6 protein-coding genes are annotated in these 5,428 nt (G+C 57.6%); 5 read left to right on the top strand and 1 reads right to left on the bottom strand.

Going from position 1 to position 5,428, the window contains the following annotated elements; translation table 11 throughout:
• Together Q7O77_RS14155 and Q7O77_RS14150 are read left to right on the top strand one after the other, a co-directional pair.
• The coding region (locus tag Q7O77_RS14155) for a right-handed parallel beta-helix repeat-containing protein (RefSeq protein ID WP_304168518.1) at window positions 1–819 on the top strand (819 nt) is incomplete at its 5' end.
• Between the two features lie 158 nt (window positions 820–977).
• A complete protein-coding gene (locus Q7O77_RS14150) occupies window positions 978–1,871 on the top strand; it encodes a YcbJ family phosphotransferase (RefSeq protein WP_085651665.1) in 894 nt (297 codons plus the stop codon).
• Here the strand turns inward: Q7O77_RS14150 and elyC are convergent.
• Window positions 1,868–2,644: an envelope biogenesis factor ElyC gene (gene elyC / locus Q7O77_RS14145; RefSeq protein ID WP_304168515.1), complete on the bottom strand. Its 777-nt coding sequence runs from the start codon at window positions 2,642–2,644 to the stop codon at window positions 1,868–1,870. The genes Q7O77_RS14150 and elyC overlap by 4 nt on opposite strands.
• 153 nt (window positions 2,645–2,797) lie before the next feature.
• Between elyC and cmoM the strand changes: the two genes are divergently transcribed.
• From cmoM to mukE, 3 genes are all read left to right on the top strand, one after another.
• Complete coding sequence (gene cmoM / locus Q7O77_RS14140) at window positions 2,798–3,583, top strand: tRNA uridine 5-oxyacetic acid(34) methyltransferase CmoM (protein WP_085651667.1); 786 nt, start codon at window positions 2,798–2,800, stop codon at window positions 3,581–3,583.
• Complete coding sequence (gene mukF, locus Q7O77_RS14135; protein ID WP_304168511.1) at window positions 3,580–4,902, top strand: chromosome partition protein MukF; 1,323 nt, start codon at window positions 3,580–3,582, stop codon at window positions 4,900–4,902. The genes cmoM and mukF overlap by 4 nt, the downstream gene beginning before the upstream one ends.
• The coding region (mukE, locus tag Q7O77_RS14130; protein WP_304168508.1) for a chromosome partition protein MukE at window positions 4,883–5,428 on the top strand (546 nt) is incomplete at its 3' end. The genes mukF and mukE, both read left to right, overlap by 20 nt.

The following is a 5,428-nucleotide window of genomic DNA, read 5'->3' as shown; positions in this document are numbered from 1 at the left end:
GAGCTGTTGAACATCCACCACATTATGGGAACCGGCCTGTTTTTGCAGAATGGCGCCAACAATCAGGTCATTAACTGCGACTCCCATCATAATTACGATCCGCTGACGTCGAACGGAGCGGGACAGAGCGGCGACGGTTTCGGCGTGCACATCGCCGCCAACCAGCCGGGTAACCTGCTGCGTGGCTGCCGAGCCTGGTCGAATTCGGATGACGGTTTCGACTTCATCAATGCCTACTCGCCCGTCGTGGTTGAAAACTCCTGGGCGTGGCTGCACGGTTACCTGCCCGGCACCACAACCTCGCTGCCCGCCGGGAATGGCAACGGATTTAAAATTGGCGGCTACGGCGCCCGTTACATTGCTAACGCCCCCAAGCACACCGTGCGTCACAGCGTAGCGTTCCTGAACAAAAGCGCCGGTTTTTACGCTAACCATCATCCGGTCGCCAATAACTTCTTCAACAACACCGGTTACCAGAACAAACCCAATTTCAATTTGCTGGGCATCAGCGCTAATGGGGCGGAAATCGGACTAGGCGTTGTTCGCAATAGCATCTCGTACGGCGGTCTGTCGTTGTCGCATTCTCAGGGCGCGGATATGCACTATAACTCTTGGAATCAGGCTAAAGTGCTGTCGAATGCCGAGTTTGAGAGCGTCGCCGTCACCGGCTGGGATGCCAAGCGTCAGTCGGACGGCAGTTTGCCCGCGCTAAAAAGCCTACATTTGTCCGCCGGCAGTTGGTTAATCGACAAGGGCGGCAATCTCAATCTGCCGTATAAAGGCGCGGCGCCTGATCTCGGCGCTTTCGAACGTCAGTAGTTCCTCGCCCTCTTTGCGCAGAACCTTTTGCTATTCTTTAGGTACTGCGCCCATCATGGGCGGATTCCGGCTTTGTTTGATCTGTATTGAGGAAAACCGTTCCCCTTAGCGGCATGATATGATCGACAAGCCTCTCCTTCAGTCAAGGTCTCATGCTTATGGAATTGCTTAAAGCCGAGTTGAGTGCGGTATTAGGGGAACCTCTTAGCCGCGTCGAACGTATTAGTGAACAACCGTATGCACATCTGTACGCCATGTATGACAAGGAAGGTCACGCAATTCCGCTGTTGGTCAAAAGCTATGTGTGTCAGGGCGTCGCTCAGCAGGAGGCCTATAAACTGAGCATGCTGGCGCGTGAAGGCGACGTGCGGGTGCCGACCGTTTACGGGATGGTGATGAGTCAGCATCCGTCGCATAAGGAGCTGTTGCTGCTGGAGCGGCTGCGCGGCGTGCCGGTCGAAACGCCGACTCGAACGCCACAGCGCTGGGCGTCGCTCATGGACCAGATCGTCGATAGCGTAATGGCCTGGCATCGCATTGACAGCCACGGCTGCGTTGGGTCGGTCGACAGCACTCAGGAAAACAGCTGGCCCAAATGGTACGCCCAGCGGCTCGAGGTACTGTGGTCCACGCTGATGCTGGTGCAGACCCCGCTGCTGACGCGGGAAGACAGGGCACTGCTGTTCCGATCTCGTCAGGCGCTGCCCGCGCTATTCCGGGACTTTAACGATCCCTGCGTACTGGTGCATGGCAACCTGTCGCTGCGCAGCATGTTGAAGGATAGCCGCAGCGATCAGCTGCTGGCGATGATTAATCCGGGCATGATGCTGTGGGCGCCGCGTGAATATGAGCTGTTCCGACTGTGTGACGAAGGGATGGCGGAACAGCTGCTGTACCATTATTTACGCCGTGCGCCGGTGTCAGAAACCTTCGTTTCCCGGCGCTGGCTTTACGTCGTCTGGGCCGCCGTGTCTCGCTATATTCATACCGGCCAGTTGGACCGCGAGCTGTTCGACCGTGCGTCGCGAGAGCTGCTGCCCTGGCTGGATTAGTCCATCGACGCCTGCGTTCCTCTGATTTTCTGCCACAGGCCGCCCAGCGTTTCATACCACGCCCGCTCGCTATGCGAGAGATTGAGCGCCGACGGGTACAGCTTTTCCCACGGGTTCAGCGCAGAGGTGATCGCCAGCTGATTAGCCGGGGCGGGGATCGGATGTAAGCCTTGTCCCTCGAAGAAGCGCATGGCGCGCGGCAGATGGTTGGCGGATGTCACCAGCAGGAAAGGCTGCTGTCCCACCAATAGCGCCGTACCGGCCGCCTCCTCCGACGTATCACGCGCCGTCCCGACCTGCAGAATATCTTCCGCCGGTACGCCCAGACTCTCCGCGACTCGCGCGGCGGTGCTGGCGCTGGTGACCGGGTTGCCTTTCGCCGCGGCGCCGGTGAAGATCAATTTAGAACCGGGGTTGGCATGATAGAGACGAATACCTTCGGTAACGCGCGGCAGACTGTTGCCGACCAGATTTGAACTAGGTGCCCATTCGGGGTTGTAGGTGTAGCCGCCGCCGAGGACGACGATATAGCCGACCCGCGGCTGGCCGGGCTGCCAGGTGGGATAGGTGGACTCCAGCGGAAGTAAGAGCCGATCCGCCACCGGCTGCAGGCTCAGCAAGGTCAACGCCAGCCAGCTCACGGTCAGGATGACGCGTCCGGTCTTCTGGCGGCGGGTGAACCACAGCAGCAGAAGCGCGATCCCCATCAATAACAGCAAAAGCGGCAGCGGCTGCAGCAGGCCACCCACATACTTTTTGAGGTCAAACAGCATAAAATAGCATCCGAGTTGAGTGAAAAAGCGCCATCCAGGCGGAGAACGTGGTCTCAGGCGATTCATTCTATGCCAGCCTGTGCCAAAATGTCAGATTAGGAGTGAGGCGGGGCATTGTGGATGCGCCGTCATCAATTGCGTGGAACCCGTGGAATGCAGGATCGTAACTTTAACGATATCGCTGAAAAATTTGCCCGGAATATCTACGGCACCACCAAAGGGAAATTGCGTCAGGCCGTGCTGTGGCAGGATCTGGAAACCTTGCTGGCCCGTCTACCGCAACGTCCGCTGGTCATCGTGGATGCCGGCGGCGGCGAAGGCCATATGGCCTGCCGTCTGGCCGCTTTAGGACACCAGGTATTGTTGTGCGATGTGTCCGATGAGATGATTCGGCGGGCGCAGGCTGCCGCCGAGGCACAAGGCCTCACGGATCGTCTGCGCGTCGTTCACTGCGCAGCACAGGATATCGCCTCATATATGGATCGGCCCGCCGATCTGGTATTGTTTCACGCGGTATTGGAGTGGGTGGCTGACCCCCAGCCGGTATTAAGCACGCTGACGGACTGTCTGGCGCCGGGTGGAGCGTTATCGCTGATGTTTTATAATCATCATGCCTTTTTGATGCGCAATATGGTGCTGGGCAACTTCGGCTATGTCGAAGTCGGCATGCCAAAACGCAAACGGCGTTCGCTATCCCCCGACCATCCGCTGGATCCGGATGAGGTCTACGGTTGGCTCTCCGCATTAGGTCTGACGATCAGCGGTAAAACCGGGATTCGGGTATTTCACGATTATTTGCGGGACAAGCAAAAACAGATTGACGAGTTTGACACTCTGCTGGCGCTCGAGCAGCGCTATTGCCGGCAGGAGCCTTTTGTCAGCCTGGGGCGCTACATCCACGTTATGGCGCATAAGCCCCTTTTGAAGGATGCATTATGAGTGATTTTTCCCAGACCGTACCCGAACTGGTCGCCTGGGCTAGAAAAAACGATTTTTCGATTTCGCTGCCGACGGAAAGGCTGGCGTTTTTGCTGTCGATTGCCACGCTCAACGGCGAGCGCATGGACGGCGAGATGAGTGAAGGCGAACTGGTGGACGCGTTCCGCCACGTCAGCCAGGGATTCGAACAAACTCACGAAACCATTGCCCAACGCGCCAACAACGCCATCAACGATTTGGTGCGACAGCGTTTGATCAACCGCTTCACCAGCGAGCTGGCCGACGGCAATGCCATCTATCGACTGACGCCGCTCGGCATCGGTATCACGGATTACTATATTCGTCAGCGCGAGTTCTCCGCGCTGCGTCTCTCCATGCAGCTTTCCATCGTCGCCCAGGAACTGGGCCGCGCCGCCGAAGCGGCGGAAGAGGGCGGAGACGAATTTCACTGGCACCGCAATGTCTTTGCGCCGCTGAAATATTCGGTGGCGGAAATCTTCGACAGCATCGATCTGACCCAGCGCATCATGGACGAACAGCAGCAGGGGGTGAAAGAGAATATCGCCGGACTGTTGACGCAGGACTGGCGCGCGGCCATCAGCAACTGTGAACAGCTGCTGACCGAAACCTCCGACACGCTGCGCGAGCTGCAGGATACGCTGGAAGCCGCAGGCGACAAGCTGCAGGCCAACCTGTTGCGCATTCAGGACGCGACGCTCGGCAACGATACGCTGGGCTTTGTGGATAACCTGGTGTTCGATCTGCAGGGCAAGCTGGATCGCATTATTAGCTGGGGACAGCAGACGATCGACCTGTGGATTGGCTATGACCGCCACGTCCATAAATTTATTCGTACCGCCATCGATATGGATAAAAATCGCGTCTTCTCCCAACGGTTGCGCCAGTCGGTGCAGACCTATTTCGACCAGCCGTGGGCGCTGACCTTCGCCAACGCCGACAGGCTGTTGGATATGCGTGACGAAGAGCTGGCGCTGCGCAGCGACGAAGTCACCGGGGAACTGCCGCCGGAGCTGGAATATGAAGAGTTCAGCGAGATGCGCGAGCAGGTGGCCGCGCTGGTGGAGCAAGCGTTGGAAAAATATAAGCAGCAGCGCATTCCGCTGTGTTTGAGCGAGGTGATGCGCGACTATCTGGCGCAGTATCCTCGCTCCCGGCAATTTGACGTTGCCCGAATCGTGGTCGACCAGGCCGTACGTCTGGGCGTAGCCGAAGCCGATTTTACCGGATTGCCCGCGCAATGGCAGGCAATCAATGATTACGGAGCCAAGGTACAGGCCCATGTCATCGACAAATATTGAACCTATTATCACGGCCAAACTGATGGCCGCGCTGTCCAATCCGCAGTTTCCTGCGATGGACAGCCAACTGCGCGCTGGACGCCACATCGGAGTCGAAGAGCTGGAAAATCACGCCCTGCTGATGGATTTTCAGGAGGAGCTGGAGTTCTTCTACAGCCGCTATAACGTAGAACTGATCCGCGCGCCGGAGGGCTTTTTCTACCTGCGTCCGCGTTCAACGACGCTGATCCCGCGTTCCGTGCTGTCGGAGCTGGATATGATGGTGGGGAAAATCCTCTGCTATCTCTATCTCAGTCCTGAACGTCTCGCGCACGAAGGCATCTTCAGTCAGCAGGATCTGTATGACGAGCTGATGAGCCTGGCGGATGAAAACAAACTGTTGAAGCTGGTCAATCAGCGTTCCACCGGATCGGATCTGGACCGTCAGAAACTGCAGGAAAAAGTCCGCACTTCGCTGAACCGCCTGCGCCGACTAGGCATGTATGACGAGCTGATGAGCCTGGCGGATGAAAACAAACTGTTGAAG

It is taken from the genome of Lonsdalea britannica (genome assembly GCF_946477055.1).
In the GTDB taxonomy this organism is placed as follows: domain Bacteria; phylum Pseudomonadota; class Gammaproteobacteria; order Enterobacterales; family Enterobacteriaceae; genus Lonsdalea; species Lonsdalea britannica_A.
This window is presented reverse-complemented; position numbering and strand designations above follow the sequence as displayed.

What these genes read in the sequence shown, in the direction of transcription:
- Q7O77_RS14150 (WP_085651665.1), top strand. Translation starts at nt 978, where the DNA reads ATGGAATTGCTTAAAGCCGAGTTGAGTGCGGTATTAGGGGAACCTCTT.
- elyC (WP_304168515.1), bottom strand. Translation starts at nt 2,644, where the DNA reads ATGCTGTTTGACCTCAAAAAGTATGTGGGTGGCCTGCTGCAGCCGCTG.
- cmoM (WP_085651667.1), top strand. Translation starts at nt 2,798, where the DNA reads ATGCAGGATCGTAACTTTAACGATATCGCTGAAAAATTTGCCCGGAAT.
- mukF (WP_304168511.1), top strand. Translation starts at nt 3,580, where the DNA reads ATGAGTGATTTTTCCCAGACCGTACCCGAACTGGTCGCCTGGGCTAGA.